The sequence below is a fragment of the Tautonia rosea genome, from assembly GCF_012958305.1.
Lineage (GTDB): Bacteria > Planctomycetota > Planctomycetia > Isosphaerales > Isosphaeraceae > Tautonia > Tautonia rosea.
Genome location: NZ_JABBYO010000031.1, coordinates 1 through 15,875, shown reverse-complemented (window position 1 = coordinate 15,875; position 15,875 = coordinate 1). Strand labels below are relative to the sequence as shown.

11 protein-coding genes are annotated in these 15,875 nt (G+C 57.0%); 7 read left to right on the top strand and 4 right to left on the bottom strand.

All coding sequences use genetic code 11. The features are described from left to right. Nucleotides 1-841 (bottom strand): amidohydrolase family protein (locus HG800_RS26380; protein WP_169981297.1); only part of this gene is annotated, 841 nt, incomplete at its 3' end. A 444-nt stretch (nt 842-1,285) separates the two neighbouring features. Here HG800_RS26380 and HG800_RS26375 point away from each other — a divergent pair. The 3 genes from HG800_RS26375 to HG800_RS26365 all read left to right on the top strand — a co-directional run bounded on the left by HG800_RS26375 (nt 1,286) and on the right by HG800_RS26365 (nt 5,210). Next, nucleotides 1,286-2,692, top strand: coding sequence for a DUF1501 domain-containing protein (locus HG800_RS26375; protein WP_169981295.1), 1,407 nt, complete (start codon nt 1,286-1,288; stop codon nt 2,690-2,692). Nucleotides 2,693-3,165: 473 nt separating this feature from the next. After that, nucleotides 3,166-3,912: a creatininase family protein gene (locus HG800_RS26370; RefSeq protein ID WP_206352481.1), complete on the top strand. Its 747-nt coding sequence runs from the start codon at nt 3,166-3,168 to the stop codon at nt 3,910-3,912. Further along, nucleotides 3,900-5,210 (top strand): MFS transporter, encoded by a 1,311-nt coding sequence (locus tag HG800_RS26365; RefSeq protein WP_169981291.1) that lies wholly within the window; start codon nt 3,900-3,902, stop codon nt 5,208-5,210. The genes HG800_RS26370 and HG800_RS26365 overlap by 13 nt, the downstream gene beginning before the upstream one ends. Before the next feature lie 131 nt (nt 5,211-5,341). Here the strand turns inward: HG800_RS26365 and HG800_RS26360 are convergent, their stop codons facing one another. The 3 genes from HG800_RS26360 to HG800_RS26350 form a co-directional block, all read right to left on the bottom strand. Continuing rightward, nucleotides 5,342-6,769, bottom strand: a complete 1,428-nt coding sequence (locus HG800_RS26360; protein WP_169981289.1) for a DUF1501 domain-containing protein — start codon at nt 6,767-6,769, stop codon at nt 5,342-5,344. 3 nt (nt 6,770-6,772) lie between these two features. Beyond that, the gene (locus tag HG800_RS26355) at nt 6,773-9,862 is read right to left on the bottom strand and encodes a PSD1 and planctomycete cytochrome C domain-containing protein (protein WP_169981299.1); all 3,090 of its coding nucleotides are present in this window, start codon (nt 9,860-9,862) and stop codon (nt 6,773-6,775) included. Between the two features lie 799 nt (nt 9,863-10,661). After that, nucleotides 10,662-10,859, bottom strand: coding sequence for a hypothetical protein (locus HG800_RS26350; protein WP_169981287.1), 198 nt, complete (start codon nt 10,857-10,859; stop codon nt 10,662-10,664). A 286-nt stretch (nt 10,860-11,145) separates the two neighbouring features. Here HG800_RS26350 and HG800_RS26345 point away from each other — a divergent pair, with 286 nt between their 5' ends. The 4 genes from HG800_RS26345 (at nt 11,146) to HG800_RS26330 (ending at nt 15,714) form a co-directional block, all read left to right on the top strand. Beyond that, complete coding sequence (locus HG800_RS26345; RefSeq protein WP_169981285.1) at nt 11,146-11,967, top strand: alpha/beta hydrolase family protein; 822 nt, start codon at nt 11,146-11,148, stop codon at nt 11,965-11,967. Nucleotides 11,968-12,324: 357 nt separating this feature from the next. After that, nucleotides 12,325-13,587 (top strand): sialidase family protein, encoded by a 1,263-nt coding sequence (locus HG800_RS26340; protein WP_169981283.1) that lies wholly within the window; start codon nt 12,325-12,327, stop codon nt 13,585-13,587. Nucleotides 13,588-13,610: 23 nt separating this feature from the next. Then, nucleotides 13,611-14,594 (top strand): DUF6807 domain-containing protein, encoded by a 984-nt coding sequence (locus HG800_RS26335; protein WP_169981281.1) that lies wholly within the window; start codon nt 13,611-13,613, stop codon nt 14,592-14,594. 646 nt (nt 14,595-15,240) lie between these two features. Beyond that, nucleotides 15,241-15,714 carry a hypothetical protein gene (locus tag HG800_RS26330; RefSeq protein WP_169981279.1) on the top strand — a complete coding sequence of 158 codons (474 nt, stop codon included), beginning with the start codon at nt 15,241-15,243 and terminating at the stop codon, nt 15,712-15,714. Nucleotides 15,715-15,875 lie beyond the last annotated feature (161 nt).

Here is a 15,875-nt window from a genome sequence, read left to right as displayed (position 1 = left end):
AAATGATACGATCCTGGTATTTTGTGAGAAATTCCTTCACGCGTTCATGATTTCCTCGTGCGAAGTATCGCACGCGAGCTGCCGTATCGGCCGCGAACTGGGGAAAAGTGTCGAGCCTCTTCGCCAGGGCATCGAGGTCATCCTCATGACTTCCGAGATGGCAGCCAATGACGCGGAGATCCGGGAATCGGGCCATGACCCTGTCCCGCGCGGCGAGGATTTCTCTCTTAGTAGGGGCCCCAGCTTTGTCCAGCATGTGCCACTGGCGATTTCTGGAGTAGTATGCATACTCGGGGTTTTGATCATTCAGAGGAAGCCAGGCACCATCGGGTTCGGCGAGGTGGGCGACGAGTGTTCGATCGGCGTCTCGAATCGCTTTGTAGATCGGAAGAAGCCTCGGATCATCGGGTAGGAGATAGGTCCCGGATTCCGATTGGATGGCCATGCCGATGGTCTTCCAGATTTTCACCCCAATCGCCCCCTCGTCGAACGTCCGTCGTATGTGGGCAATCGCCTGCTCCACGAACTCCGGATCCTCGAAGTGGCGTGCATCGAAGGTTGATGCCCAGGCAAGTGTTCCCTGACTTCTTTCTGCAACCTTCTGAGTTGCGGACAGCTTTGCACCAAGATCGAACAGTTCGTTGCTGACGGCGGGGCAAACAACGATGTCGAGCCCGCGCCAACCAGTCGCGTCCAGAGTCGAGATCAACGCTGGGGCAGGTTGATGAATGTGAATATGCGAGTCGATTTTGGTAAACTCGGATCCGGACGCTCCCCGGCTGGTCGCGTGGAGAAGGGCCGAAGCGGGTACGAGTCGAAGCAATTCTCTGCGGTTGAGCATCGGGGTGGCGTTTCCTTCAAGCGGGGGTGGTGGACCGTTTGTCCCCGAGTCTGAACTTCGGATGACCCGGCCATCTCGATTGGAACGGCAGTACGATGATCCACGCGAGTGAAATTCAGGCACATGACCCCTGCTCGGGCGTTTGGACAAGGGCGAGGGTCCACTCTTCGTACGAGTCCGTTGTCGAGCATGCCTCATCACCCCGTTCGGCAGGATCCGATCGCTGGAGGCGTCGAAGGCACTCGATCTATGACAGGCCTTCACTATCTCGGGGACCGTTCCTCTCCGCAACGGGTTGGGCCGTGTCATTGGGCGATTGTCATGTCTTCGGTCTGTGCTTGGTGATTGACCGAACCTGCACGACCCGTTTCAATGCGTGAAACGTGTCTCTCATTTTTTTCTCAGTCTCATACATGCCGCCCAGCGATCGCCGGAGGGTCTGCGATGCTCACCTTTTTTGATCGCGACCCGGCAGGAAGTCGTCGCGAATTCCTGCGGGTGGGAGGTTCGGTTGCAATCGGGGCTGCAGGGCTGACGCTCGGGCAGATCGCAACACTTCAAGCACGAGTCTCTGACGGAAGTCTTCCGGGCGTGCTCACGGGAAAATCCGTCATTTTTCTTTTCCTGCACGGTGGCCCGAGTCAGTTCGAGACGTTCGACCCGAAGATGGATCGACCTGAGGGGATTCGAAGTGCGACGGGAGAAGTCTCCACGAGCCTTCCGGGTGTGACCTTCGGTGGCTCATTCCCTCGACTCGCTGAACGCGCTCACCGATTGAACATTCTCCGATCGTTTGTCCCTGGAGATTCCAATCACAATCTCAAGCCGCTCGTGGGTCGTGACACGTTCGAGACCAACCTTGGTTGTGTGTATGCTCGGGTTGCCGGGGCGAACCATCCGAAATCCGGTCTCCCGACCAACGTCGTTCTCTTCCCCCGAGCGGTCGATGAATCAACGCAGCCGGGCACGACTTCGTTCGGGCGATTCGACGCCACTGGCCCGCTTTCAACTGCCGATGCACCGTACGACCCGGCGGCCTCAACTCAAGGGACCGGTGAGTTCGCGTTAGCAATTCCTCGAGAGCGGATGAATGACCGCCGTCGATTGCTCGGGCGCCTCGACGGTCTTGCCAGGGGGCTCGATCACGCCCCGGCGATTGAAGGGATCGACCGGATGCGGGATCAAGCCTACCGTCTGCTCGACGGCGGCCTGGCCGAGGCATTTGACCTGGATCGCGAGGATGCCCACGTCGTCGAGCGTTACGATACCGCCCCCCTGGTTCGAGCCGAATCGATTCGAAAGGTGTGGAACAACCACACAAATTACCTTGATAACGCGAAGTCGCTTGGCAAACTCCTTCTCTTGGCCCGGAGACTCTGCGAACGCGGAGCCGGGTTCGTCACCGTTACAACCAATTTTGTCTGGGACATGCACGCGGACGTCAACAATGCGACGATGGTCGAGGGAATGAGCTACATGGGGCCTCCACTTGATCATGCGCTCTCCGCGTTCGTCGACGATCTGTACGCTCGGGGACTCGACGAAACGATCCTCCTGGTGGCTTGCGGAGAGATGGGGAGGACTCCTCGGATCAATGCCAAAGGAGGCCGTGATCACTGGGGATCTCTGGGGCCACTCCTGCTGGTCGGCGGAGGACTCCCGGGCGGCCAGGTGATCGGCCAATCCAGTCGCGACGGCGGAGAGCCGCAGACCGAGGCAATTACCGGACAACACCTGTCGTCTACCGTACTACATACTCTGTTTGATGTCGGCCAACTCCGACTGGTTTCGGACCTTCCGCGATCGTTCACACAAACGATGGCGAGCTGGGAGCCGATCCCGGGGATCTGACTGGTCCATCCGAGCTGCTACTGGCCGGTTGAGGAATCGAGGGGCGTTGAGGTCCAGTCGAACCCGATCTCGAATCAATAAACCTCGTCGAAGTCGATGAGGCCATCATGTGAGTGTATGGGCCCTCACGAGCAGGTGATCTCTTCTCGGGTTCGATCTGAGGAGCTCCTGAAATAGATCGAGTGGGGCAAGATCATGGTGGAACGCCATCATCAGATAGAAACTTTCACTTATTCTAAAAAAATGATACGTTCAACCGTTCGTTCTTCTCTCAACGTTGCTCGAAATCTAACAACTCCCCGTGAGATCGAAGGAATGATTCCTGATCAAAATCAACGATGTCAACGGGCACCCCGTTTTTTTGGATTCAAGATCTTGATGTCCCTTTCAGCTCACTGGTCAGAGTCGGAGTTGCTTCGTAGACTCCTTTGACGCTGTTGCCCACAAGGGGGGCCAATATGGAACTGATTGAGATGAGCTGGCCGTCGGTGGCTGAGCTTGACCGAAAGACTCCGGTGGTGCTGCCCATCGCTGCACTCGAACAACACGGGCATCACATGCCTGTTTTTACCGACAGCATGCTCCTCGGTGAGGTACTGAAGCGCGTGAAGCAAACCCCAATTGCCCAAAGGGTTCTCTTTGCGCCATTGCAATGGCTTGGAAATTCGCATCATCATCTTGATATGCCAGGAACCGTTTCGGCGACTCCGAGGCTTTATCTCGACCTCCTCCGGGACCTTGCCGAGAACTTCCTGGTTCATGGATTTCGCAAGATCGCGTTTCTCAACGGTCACGGTGGAAACATCGTTCCATCCCAGCAGGTGATTTTCGAACTCAGGCAGTCGCATCGGAATCGCGATGATCTGCTTCTCACCTCGCTGACTTACTGGGAAAGCTGTGATCCCTACGGGGCCATCCCTGGCCTCTCGCAAAGGTCGATGGGACATGCGTGTGAATGGGAAACCTCGATGATGTTGGCGCTCCATCCCGAGTTTGTATCCCCTGAGTTCCAAGAAGTGCCGGAAGTGCGATTCGGCGAAGGTGCATCCCCCGCCTCTCGCGGATGGACAATGCGAGATCGGAGTCACATGGGCCATATCGGGCACCCGGCCGTGGCTTCTGCGGAGAAGGGTGAGGAGCTCTTCCGCGTCTTTTCCGAAGGGGTGGGCCATTATCTTCAACGCATGATCGACGGGACGGGTGACACGTGGAATCTCTGACGTCTTCCGGGCATTTTGGTACACGTGCCTGGCTCATCTGTGGCGTTCTCCTGCTCGCGACCATGTTGAATTACATGGACCGGCAGGCGCTGGCCGTGACGCTACCGACGCTCAAGAACGAATTCTCGTTGACGGAAAGCCGAGTCGGTATGGTCGAAGGGTGTTTCGGCTATGCCTTTGCCTTTGGTTCGATCCTGTTCGGGCTTCTCGCCGACCGATGGGGACCGCGCTGGCTTTATCCCATCGTCTTGATTGGGTGGTCGCTCGCAGGGATTGCGACGGCTGGTGCGGGCCAGACCTGGATTACCGATTGGTTTGAAAGTTCCGGAGACTTACCGGGCACAGGAACGTATCGATGGCTCCTGCTTTGCCGTGTTGTACTGGGAGTGTTCGAGGCGGGCCACTGGCCGTGTGCGTTGTTGACGGTTCGTGCGATCCTGCCGCCACAAGGGCTCGCTCTGGGTAATGGCATTCTTCAAAGTGGAGCCTCGATTGGAGCCGTCGCGGTTCCCCTCTACATCGAAGCGGCTGAACGATCCGGATTCACCTGGGAATTTCCGTTCTGGTCGATTGGCCTTGTGGGCCTTGTCTGGGTTCCATTGTGGCTTGTTGTGGTACGAGACCAGGAATTGAGGCTTCCGCTCGGCTACTCGATCCCTTCCAAGCCCCTTGTGGGGGATCGCAGATTGCTCGTTCGGAGGCTTGGAGTGCTTGTCGTAGTGATCGCATCACTGACGATCAGCTGGCAGTTCCTTCGGGCATGGCTCGGATTGTTTTTGCAGGACTATCACGGGTACAGCAAGCTCGCGACACGAGGAATCATGTCAGCGTACTTTATTGTTGCGGATGTCGGCTGCATCCTGTCTGGCCTGCTTGTTGCGCGCCTTGCAAGCCGAGGCTGGGTCGTCGAAGACGCTCGAAGACTCGGGTACCTGATATTTTCTCTCCTCGCGGTGGGGGCGTGCCTTGTCCCCTTTGCCGGATCCGGTGCCCTGATGGTGACGCTCTTGCTTGTGGCCGGAGCGGGAATCCTCGGGTTGCATCCGTACTATTATGCGTTTACTCAAGAATTGTCGGCCAAACGGATGGGAATCCTGTCCGGTGGATTAGCTGCCTGGGGATGGGTTGCTTCGAGCCTCTGGCAAATTCGGATCGGAAGCCTCATCGAACAGACGCGGAGTTATGGACTTGGTCTGGTCATCGTGGGGCTTGTACCGTTGGCTGGTTGCCTTGTCCTGTTTCTCTTCTGGCCAAGATCGCAACGAGATGTCGCCAAACCAATTCCCGTTGACGGTTGACCGGAGTTGACCTTCGAGATGGAGGGATCGACTCAATCCCTCCGTCCGAAGCCAGAAAAGAACAAAACCTGTGGAGGAAGGCCTCGGTTGCCGAAACAGAAGACCCCTGGAATAGTGATCCCATCCGGGGATCAGGCCAAGATATCCCGAACCACCGATCCTCCCACATCGGTGAGCCGGAAGTCTCTTCCCTGGAATCGGTAGGTCAATTTTGTGTGTTCGATCCCCAGCAGATAAAGCATCGTTGCGTGAAGATCATTGATATGCACGCGATTCTCGACGGCATGATAGCCGAGTTCATCCGTTGCTCCGAAGTGAACGCCGGGCTTAATGCCCCCGCCGGCTAACCACATGCTGAATCCGGCCAGGTGATGGTCCCGACCATTTCCCTGTGCCATCGGAGTCCGCCCGAATTCACTGCCGAAAACAATGAGAGTGTCGTCGAGCATTCCTCGTTGCTTGAGGTCGGTCACGAGTGCGGCCACGCCACGATCGACCTCCGCAGCGGTCCCGGCAACGTGCTCTTTAATCGCGCCGTGATGGTCCCAGTCACGATGATACAATTGAATAAACTTCACACCGCGTTCAGCAAGCCGGCGGGCCAGCAGGCAGTTGGACGCGAAGGAACCGTCACCCCCCTCTGTGCCGTATAGCTCGCGGATAGAAGCTGGCTCGTTTGCAAAATTCACCAGGTCGGGGACGCTGGTTTGCATCTGAAATGCCAATTCGTACTGGCTGATGCGTGCCTCGATCTCGGGATCATTGACTGCCTCGTTCTCAATTGAGTTCAATGCCTCGATGGCTTCGACCACGTCGCGTTGGCGATCAGGGGTGACTCCTTTCGGATTATTCACATACATGACTGGATCGCCCTGTCCTCGGAACTGAACTCCCTGAAACTCACTGGGAAGAAATCCCGAATGCCACTGTCTCGCGGCGATCGGCTGCGACTGGCCGTACTTGCCGGTCGAGACCATGACCACGTAACCGGGCAGGTTTTCGATCTCACTTCCCAGACCATAGAGCAGCCACGATCCCATGCTCGGCCGTCCCGTAATCATCGATCCGGTGTTCATCAAGGTGTGGGCTGGGTCGTGATTAATTGCGTCGGTGTGCATGGACCGGATAATGCAAAGGTCATCCGCGATCATTTCGCCGATCAATGGGAAGATCGTGCTGATTTCCTGACCCGATTCGCCGAATCGTTGGAACGGATGTTGCGGCGCGAAGCAGTTGAGCCGCTGCCCTTGAAGCTGCGCGATCTGCTGCCCGGCGGTGATCGATTCGGGCATTGGCTGACCGTGGAGTTCGCCAAGTTTTGGCTTGGGGTCCCACGTTTCCAGGTGGCTCATGCCACCGGCCATGTACAACCAGATGACGCGTTTTGCCTTGATCGGGTAATGAGGTTCTCCGAGGACCCCGGACGTCCGATCGGCCCCTCGCGCACGACCCTGAAGCAATTCGGCCAGTGCCAGGCTGCCGACCCCGCATGCGGTACGACCCAGAAAACCACGACGGGTCAGGGCGAGGCTCTGTCGTTGGAGCAATTGGGAATCCATGGCTCAATTCCTGGTAATCGTAGCGTGAAGGTTCAGGAGCGTCCGGGCCACATTCGTCCATGCCGCCAACTCCGCAACATCAAATTCGACTGGGACAGGTCGTGCCCCGATCGAGAGTAGTTCTGTTGCCGACTTACGATCCGTTCGATAGGCCGCAAGGTGCTTCTCAAGTTGGGCATGGAGAACTTCTCGCTCTGCAGGTCTGGGCGTCCGTGAAAGACCATGCAGGAACGCCCAGTCGAACCGATCGTCGGAGGTCGATCCTCCCTCCCGAAGGATGAGTTCGGCAAAGGACCGCGCAGCCTCGACATAAGCCGGATCGTTTAGGAGGACGAGGGCCTGGAGAGGAGTATTAGAGCGGACACGCTCGGCCGTGCATTCTTCGCGACTTGGGGCATCGAAAGCGAGCAGACTGGGATAGAGGTACTGGCGCTGCCAGTGGGTGTACAACCCGCGTCGGTAGAGATTCATGCCCTGGTCGTTTTGCCACTCTCGAGTCGGGAAGTTCAGGAACGCCCAGTATCCTGGCGGCTGATACGGCTTCACACTCGGTCCTCCGATTTCCTTGTTCAGGAGACCTGAGATGGAAAGCGCAGAGTCTCGCACAAGTTCCGCGTCAAGCCGAAATCGTGACTGCCGAGCGAGCCAGCGATTGTAGGCATCATGTTGTTGTATTGAGTCCGATGCTACCGATGATTGTCGATAGGTTCCGGACGTGACAATCGTGCGGACTAGCCCCTTCACATCCCAGCCCGAATCAATTAGACGACCAGCAAGCCAGTCGAGCAGTTCTGGATGGCTTGGCCATTCACCTTGACTGCCCAGATCGTCCATTGTTCGAGAAAGGCCCTCTCCGAAATAGAGTTTCCAGAGCCGGTTGACGAGGGCCCTAGCAGTGAGTGGATTCTCAGGGGCGACGATCCAACGGGCCAGATCAAGGCGATTCAGCCGCTCTCCGTCTTCCGAGGATGCCGGCCCTGGCAAGACCGCAGGTGTGCCAGGAAGGACGATCTCTCCCGAATCGTCCATCCAATTCCCCCGAGGCAGCACTCGGATCGTCCGAGGTGGGACCGATACGGTTGCCAGCATGGTTGTTACCTGACCATTCAAATGGGCACGCTCCGCTTGCAACGCGGCCAGTTCTGCTCGCTGCGGTTCAAGGGCTGGTGCGATCGACCGATAGTAGGCCGAGAGCACTGCGTATTGATCGTCATCGCGACGAGACGGTTCCACGACCAGTGCATCTCTGACTGGCCTGGGAAGACCGCGACCGGGTGCGATCACCGGCCGAGGCACAGTTGCGACCGAGAGTCGGAAATGGCCCAGGGTGTGTTGGGGATTTTCATGATTCTGGGCCAGTGTGACGGTTAGCACCGAATCTTCCCTGAGTGTCAGGTCGATCGCGGTTTCAAAAATCGCTTGGTTCGGCAACCCGGTCTCTCCCAGAATTGCCCAGCCGAGACCTGGCTGTTGGGTGTCCTGGTCGATCGCAAAGGTCGCGGACCAGGTCTTTTCTGAGTTGTTCTCTGCACCCTCTGTTTGCTCGAACGTTGCGGTCGCATGTTCAAGCACCAGGGGTTGCAGAGTCGAGTCCGGTAACCGCTGGAGGGCAACGGTCAACTCAGTGAGGACGAAATTCCCGTTTTCCGCACGACCAGGTCCCCTCGCCGGCAAGGAGTCGTCCGGCAGGGCCTCGACTCGCAACGCAACGACTCCGGTCAGGGAAGATGGTGTCGTTGCCCGAATGGTGTAGATATCTTGTGACGGCGATTCGCCGCTGGCCAGGACCGATCCATCTTCAAGCACGTTGAGCACCGCCCCCTTCGCGGAGATCGCCTCGATCGGAGTGAGGGTCTTCCAATCGATGCTTGGTGCGACTGAGGCTTCCCAATCGAGCTGGGCCGCTTCGAGCTCCGGAGTTGGGGTGTCGAGAATCGATCCGACTCTTGCCAGCTTCGTGTCAAGTTCTGCAAGAGCCAGTGCCTGTTCGTCCGTCGGCACGGGAATGGAGGGTCCAAAGTCGCTCCCGCTATAGAGTCCTCGCTCCTGGATGTCGGCGAAAAACGCCTCCATTCGGTAGAAATCACGTGTTGTCCAGGGGTCAAACTTGTGGTCGTGGCACTCGGCGCAGCCGATCGTCACTCCCAACCATGCTCCGGACACATTGCGAACCCGTTCCGCCGCGTATTTGGCAAGGTACTCTTTTGGCTGAACCCCTCCCTCGGCGCTCATCATGCCGAGGCGATTGTATCCCGATGCAATCTTCTGATCATGCGTTGCATCGGGCAGAAGGTCGCCAGCAAGTTGCTCAATCGTAAATTGATCGAATCTCTTGTTTTCATTAAACGCTTTGATAACATAATCACGGAAAGGCGAGACTGACACCGGCTGGTCGCCGTGGTACCCTACGCTATCCGCGTAACGAACCAGATCGAGCCAGAACATGGCCATCCGTTCGCCATAATGTGGCGACGATAGCATCCGATCGACCAGTCGATCATATGCCCTTGGTTCGGTGTCGTTCAGGAATTGGTTCACGTCCTCGGGTGAGGGAGGAAGGCCAAGAAGGTCGAAGCTAAGCCGGCGAATGAGCGTGACTCGATCGGCTTCTGCAGTTGGACTCAGGCCGTTGGCTCGTTGGGCTGCCAAGATGAAGTGATCGACTGGGTTACGCACGAATCCAGGTTCGTCTACAAAAGGAGTTTCTGGTCTCTTGATTGGAGTGAGGGACCAGTGTGGCTCCCACTTGGCACCCTCGGAAATCCAGCGTTCCAGAAGCTCGATTTGCTCGGAAGTCAGCGACTTTCCCGCTGCCGGAGGTGGCATGCGTTCTTCGGGTTCATCTGAGGTTACGCGATAAATTAATTCACTTTCGTCCCGATTCCCAGGAACGACAGCATGCCCATCGCTTGCGAGCCTGGCCTTTGCGCCTTCCTCTTCGTCCAGACGCAGTCCAGCCTTGCGATTCCGAGCGTCGGGTCCGTGGCAGGAAAAGCAGTTTTCGGAAAGGATTGGTCTGATGTCGCGATTGAACTCAATCGCGTTTGGTTCATCCGCTATTACTGGTAGTGAAATCCTCGCGATGAGAATCATCAGAATGAGGCCGGGCCCAATGCGGGGTCCGCGAGAATCGCTCATGCGTTGGCCCTCGGGCAGGTGGAGTTCCATCGAGAGGACGGACGCGACCAATCGCGCCCGGACACACCATATTCTTTCCGACCAAGACAGGATTGAAAAGTCGGTGGCTCGGTCTCTTTTCTTCAAGGGCTTCGCTCAGCAGAGTGCAAACAAATGAATCTCGAATCTAAAGTGGATGGACTTTGATTTGAATTGGATACACGACCCGAGAGCCGAATCGAAATTCCTGAAATATATATCTATTATGCACTTGCGTTGTGGAGAATCGAAGTTGCCAAGAGCGTCGGGTTCATGTTGGTCTGCGAAGAAGGGTTGTTGGGACCAAAGGCCAACTGAGGTCTCCGAGTCGATCCCGACTTTCCTCTCAGGTGAGTTCATTGATTCCTGGGCTCAGCGTCGCAACGCCAATACCATGGTCAAGGAAATTTCCATCGATGTCGCTTCTCCCTTGAACCACAGAACCTCGATCCGGGCCGATGGCCTCGTGCGGAACACTCAGGAAATCCCTGAGCAGATGGTCAGGACGAAGAATGATTCCTTGATGTGATCAATCCAGGGCACCGAGACGAGCGACCCTTCGAGGTCGACCGTCAAGTGCTTGAGTGGGGGCGAACGCGTGGGATTGGAGACGATGAACGCACAGGCCCAAAAAGACGGGTCTCGCTTTGTCGACAGCGACGCCGCCTCTCCCGCGTCGAAGGATTGGCGTGTCTTCTTCGTACAGAACGATCGATCGATTGAGCGAAGGGACCGCTCAAACGGTCGGCTGCTTTACCCCGGCGAGAATGCGTAGGAGGGTTTGTCCCTGCTCAGCGCTGATCCGCCCGGAGACAGTCAGTTCCTTGACCTCAGCTCGGCAATCATCGACGACCCGCTGTTTGCCTGGATAATCTGGATGACGGGCAATGAGGCTAGCCGTCTCGAAGAGTCGTTCGAAAAAAGCAACGTCCATCGTGGGGCTACTCTGAGCTCGATCTCGACCTATTGCATCAGTGCGATTGATGGACTACGCCCAGGCTCGAACTCGTGTGACAGAGGCTGACTCCTTAAGATCCATTGCCAATCATCCAACAAAATCCCTTGAGGATGCTCATCGCTGTAGGTAATCGTATGAAACAAGTCGATTGTTGTTTTCAGAGTCACTCGAACGGCATCGACCTCGATTGCGTTGGCCGCTCCTTTGTCTGAGAATGGAAGGACTGCCGCATTGCTCGTTTTCTCCCTTGAGTCCCAACCCTATGCCAATGATTCACTTGATCCTGGGAATCGTTCCGATTGTTGCACTGACCGACGATCCACATCCGTTCCTGGGTGAGGTGAGCGAGTGGCAAGGCTTCGTTCGATATGATGTTCGGTTTGGGGACGCTGATGCGATTGTCATCGAGCCTTCGGAGCCGTTGCCGGGCCGACCCTGGGCCTGGCGGGGCGAGTTCTTTGGGGCGTTTCCCAATGCAGACATCGAGCTCCTCCGGAGGGGATGGTATCTCGTCTACCTCGGTGTCCCAGACCAGTTCGGCTCGACCAAGGCCATGAAGCAATGGGAGAAGTTTTATGATATGCTGGTTCGCGAGTATGGGTTCACGCCCAAGCCGGCACTGATCGGCCTGAGCCGGGGGGCGTTGTATTGCATGGCCTGGGCAGCCAGGCATCCCGACCGCACACTCCTGGTTTACCTCGATAACGGTGTCTGTGACTTCAAGAGTTGGCCGGGGGGGAGACCAAAGGGGCTCGGTGAGGGTAAAGGTTCCCCCGAAGATTGGGTCAAGCTGCTGTGTGCGTATGGATTCAACGACGACAAAGAGGCAATCGCTTACCCGTTCAACCCCGTGGACCACCTTGAACCGCTGGCTAGGGCTGAGTTGCCGATCCTTTTGGTCTACGGAGATGCTGACACCGTAGTGCCGCACCGGGAAAATTCTGAGAAGCTCTTTGAGCGGTACCAGGTGTTGGGAGGACTGGTTGAGCAGATCGTCAAGCCAGGGCAAGACCACCACCCCCATGGGCTCGACGATCCTCGGCCCATCGTCGAGTTTTTCGAAAGGGTTCGACAGAGAAACTGAGCCGCTGCCCGATGCCCTCCTTGTCTCACTCGTATCGCCTCAGGTTGAACGCTCGATCTCACCAAGACGGACTGATGCACTCGGTTCATGCCACTGGCTGATGTCCACGAATGAACTCTAATCCTTGTTATTTCAAATGAAAACCTTGGATTTTTTCAAAAAATTTATGTAACAAATCCTATTCGAATCTCCTCATTTCCGAAGCGGTTTGCCCCGTTCTTTCACCCACCATGGTTCAATCCCTTTGATTTGACGGCGGAGTTGGGGCAAGCAACAATCGGAGCCGGACGAGGCGTCTAACCACTGAGCTCCTCATCGGTCCAACTGCAGGAGACATCCGTCATCGAGACTCCCAGCGTGTTTCACGAACGGCGTCGATTGCTGGCGACAGGGGCCGGCCTGATCTCCTGTGTTGTAGCGGGTGGCGCGCTCAATCTGCCGGCCTCCAAGGGAAGTGACGACTATTCGTTTCTGACCGACTTGGTTGTCGGAATTGATCGTGACGTAATCTTTCCTGGACGTCAGGGTGGAACAACTTGGTTCCATCCCCGTTCCTGCATGGTCCCCACCACTGACGGCATGATGGCCCTGATGACGCTCCAGTCCATTAGCGGTTCAGATGTGTTCGGTCCTGTTCACTGGACGACCTCGTCAGACTTTGGCCGCAGTTGGACACCTCCCGAACCGATCCCGGGGCTAGGGAGACAGGATCTCGCAGGTGGTTGGGAGGTGGGAATCTGTGACGTGGTTCCGGAGTACCACCCGCAGACGGACACTGTGCTTGCCGTCGGACACAACGTCTTCTACGAAAATGGAGTTCTGGCTCGGCCCCAGAGAAGTCGTTGGCCCGTCTTCGTGATCCGTTCCACAGATGGTCGCTGGTCGGAGCCCCAACGTCTGGTCTGGGATGATCCCCGGGGCTCGGCGATCGCTACCTGTGGTTGCGCTCAACGGATTGTCCTCGACGATGGTGACCTACTCGTTCCGTTCTCCTTCGGTCCAGTGGGCCGCACCCATCGGTCCGTCACTTCCCTTCGATGTGTGTTTGATGGTCGTGACCTGCGCATCCGGCAAGTTGGGACCGAACTGATTCACCCAAGCGGTCGAGGGCTGCTGGAACCCTCGCTGGCCCACCTCGATGAACGGTTCTTCATGACGATCCGGGCCGAGGATGATAAAGGGTATGTCTCTCGCTCTGACGATGGACTTTGCTGGGAACCTCAACGCCCCTGGTGTTGGGACGACGGCGAACCGTTGGCAATGTCCTCAACCCAGCAGCACTGGCTGACGCACTCGGAGGGGCTATTCCTGGTCTACACCCGCAAAGCCGAGGAAAACATCAATGTTATGCGATGGCGGGCTCCCTTGTTTCTGGCTGAAGTGGACCGGGAGACCACCCGGCTGATCCGCGCGAGCGAGAAAATTGTGCTACCGCTGATCGGCGATGGAATCGGCAACCCGTCTCATGTGGCTCGCATGGGCAACTTCCACACTCTCGCTGCGTCACCGAAGGAATCCTGGGTGAGTGTGGGGGAGACGCTACCCGAGGACGGATGGCAGGGAGATACGCTGCTGGCTCGGGTCCGTTGGAGTCGACCAAACTGTCTCGCACAAGCCTGAATCCCCTGCTGAGGAGCTTCATCATGACCGCTCGATGGCGCTTGATGGGATCGCAAATGCTAGCTCTGTTTGTCTTGCCGGGATCGGCGTGGTCTGACGATCGCTCGGCGAGACTTGATCAGGCGGATTGCACCCCCGAGACGCCCTTCGTTGCCTTCGAGAGTCAGCCTGGAGGTCTCCGAATCACGCTTGGGGGTGAGCCTTTCGCGACTTACATCTTTGATCAGGGGAAGACGATCCGCCCGTTTATTGAGCACCTTCGCACTCCCGGCGGTGTGCAGGTTACCCGCACCAACCCTCCCGTCAACGGCGTTGACCTTGATGACCACCCAACCTTTCATCCAGGCCTTTGGCTGGCCTTCGGCGACCTGAATGGGGCCGATTCCTGGCGGAACGTTGACGCCATCCGGCATGCCGGGTTCGTTGAGGAGATGCAGGTTGGTCCGGGCCGGGGCCGTTTCTCGGTTCGAAACCAGTATCTTAGGTCCGGCGAGGTGATTGCAGAGGCCATTTGTCGCGTGACCATTCTGGTGCGATCCGCCGGCACCTTACTCATCTGGGACTCAGAGTTTCAGCCGGTGGGCGGAGCTCTGGTTTTTGGCGACCAGGAGGAGATGGGTTTGGGAGTCCGGCTCGCCACGCCGCTAGCGGTGGTCAACGGTGGACGGATCCTCGACAGTGAGGGAGGGGTCGATGAAGCTGGGGTCTGGGGTCGACAGTCCGATTGGTGTTCTTATGTTGGGAAGATCAATGGCGAGCAGGTCGGCTTGCTGATCATGCCTGATCCAGGCAACTTCGGTCGCTCGTGGTATCACGCCAGGGATTACGGCTTGCTCGTGGCCAACCCGTTCGGGCGGCATGCCTTTACTGGGGACGAGCCAAGCCGGGTGGTCGTTGAGGAAGAAAAACGCTTTCGGCTACGGTTCGGTGTCCTCGTCTTCGACGGCGATCCCTCTCCGGATGAGGCTTACTTGGACTTTCTGAAGGAGATCGGGCACGACGGATGACGAAATCTCTGAGACAGAGGTTGCCCGGTAAGCGAGCCGTGATGAATCGTTCAAGGTTCGGACAATCGACCGGTGTATCCTCATCGCTGAGTTAAGGGTTTGTTGCATCCTCAACGAAGGAGGTTCGCTCGTCTGGAAGTGGATCAAGGACTCTGCCGACTCATGATCCTGAACTATTTTCAGAGAAACTATATATTTTGGCTTCGGTAATTCCGTCGGACTTCGACTCCTGACGTGCCACCTCATTGGGTCTGACTTGCGACTCGATCAGAAATGTTGCCATCGACATTCGCTCTTCTTGCATGGAGCCCTCTGACATCTCGTCCCGTTTAGCGCGGCAAGGCCGATCCCATTGACCTGCTCGCTGAAAGGGTTCCCCAGGGGAACTTCGCAGTCCCTTTGGTTCTCTAGTCCCTTTGGTTCTCTTGCAATCGTGTCGGATCGGAAGCGAAACACTCAACGGAGGTTGTTGCTCGAGGGGGTCGCGGCTCTTTCTCTGTCTTTGGGCCGATCTATGTCTCGATTTCCCAATCGAACAACGCTCCTTCGAAGGAAGGGACAGGCCGAGGGATGATCGGGAAACTGATCTTGGGGATCGAATGAAATCGATTGCTCTCGCCGAATCCAGGGTCCTGAGGAAGCACCAATGACCGGACAGCCCGAAACTTGCTACCGGCACACACAGCGGGGCCCTTGGCACCTTCTGCTCGACGTCTTCGGTGTCTTGATGATGGCCTTTGCCCTGATCTCTGGAGAGCCTTACACCGCCCGGTTGTTGTTTGTCGGTATGGGAGGAATGTTTCTGTTTCTCGGTTCCGCTTTCCGAAGTCTGACTGTCGAGGACATGGGCGACCACCTCTCCGTCCACTTCGGTCCGGTCCCATTTTTTCGAACGAGTGTCCGTTATGACGAGATTCGGAAGATCGAGGCAGGTCGGACGCTTCTGTTAGAGGGTTGGGGCATTCACTGGAGCATCCGAGGTGGGTGGGTATGGAACATCTGGGGTCGACAGTGTGTTGCCATCCACCGCCATCATCGTGGGACGCTCCGCATCGGCACGGATGATCCGAAGGGGCTCTCCGAGTTCCTCAAGTCCAGGATCGGGGTAGCCGAACCGTAATTCTGTCACCAATGGCGACAGAGGCCATTGTCAACCATTGGTCCGATGTGTGAGGTTCTCGATCGATATCAACACCACCAAGTTTCGAGCGATCTTGGAGGAGTCGAGTGGTGTGAGGGTATGAGGGTATTGTCCGGAAAGAAAATATTCAATTATGAAAA

What these genes read in the sequence shown, in the direction of transcription:
- HG800_RS26375 (WP_169981295.1), top strand. Translation starts at nt 1,286, where the DNA reads ATGCTCACCTTTTTTGATCGCGACCCGGCAGGAAGTCGTCGCGAATTC.
- HG800_RS26370 (WP_206352481.1), top strand. Translation starts at nt 3,166, where the DNA reads ATGAGCTGGCCGTCGGTGGCTGAGCTTGACCGAAAGACTCCGGTGGTG.
- HG800_RS26360 (WP_169981289.1), bottom strand. Translation starts at nt 6,769, where the DNA reads ATGGATTCCCAATTGCTCCAACGACAGAGCCTCGCCCTGACCCGTCGT.
- HG800_RS26355 (WP_169981299.1), bottom strand. Translation starts at nt 9,862, where the DNA reads ATGATTCTCATCGCGAGGATTTCACTACCAGTAATAGCGGATGAACCA.
- HG800_RS26350 (WP_169981287.1), bottom strand. Translation starts at nt 10,859, where the DNA reads ATGGACGTTGCTTTTTTCGAACGACTCTTCGAGACGGCTAGCCTCATT.
- HG800_RS26345 (WP_169981285.1), top strand. Translation starts at nt 11,146, where the DNA reads ATGCCAATGATTCACTTGATCCTGGGAATCGTTCCGATTGTTGCACTG.
- HG800_RS26335 (WP_169981281.1), top strand. Translation starts at nt 13,611, where the DNA reads ATGACCGCTCGATGGCGCTTGATGGGATCGCAAATGCTAGCTCTGTTT.
- HG800_RS26330 (WP_169981279.1), top strand. Translation starts at nt 15,241, where the DNA reads ATGACCGGACAGCCCGAAACTTGCTACCGGCACACACAGCGGGGCCCT.